We start from the raw sequence: 238 nt of genomic DNA, 5'->3' as shown, positions 1-238 counted from the left end.
ACGGCGGTGTCTACGCCTACGCCAAGGCCGGATTCGGCGACTACATGGGTTTCTCCTCGGCCTGGGGCTACTGGATCAGCGCCTGGCTGGGCAACGTCGGTTACTTCGTTCTGCTGTTCAGCACCCTTGGCTATTTCTTTCCGGTGTTCGGTCAGGGCAACACGCCGATCGCCATCGGCTGCGCTTCGGTGCTGTTGTGGGCGGTGCATTTTCTGGTGATGCGCGGGATCAAGGAGGC

The 238-nt window shown here is 61.3% G+C and carries 1 protein-coding gene; it reads left to right on the top strand.

Annotated elements, in window-relative coordinates:
• A partial coding sequence (locus J5M66_RS26815; RefSeq protein WP_207810275.1) for an amino acid permease occupies positions 1–238 on the top strand: 238 nt, incomplete at both ends.

The organism is Pseudomonas sp. 67(2021) (assembly GCF_017491835.1).
Classification (GTDB): Bacteria; Pseudomonadota; Gammaproteobacteria; order Pseudomonadales; family Pseudomonadaceae; genus Aquipseudomonas; species Aquipseudomonas atacamensis.
Note: the sequence above shows the minus strand (reverse complement) of the source record. Positions and strands in the feature narration are given on the sequence as shown.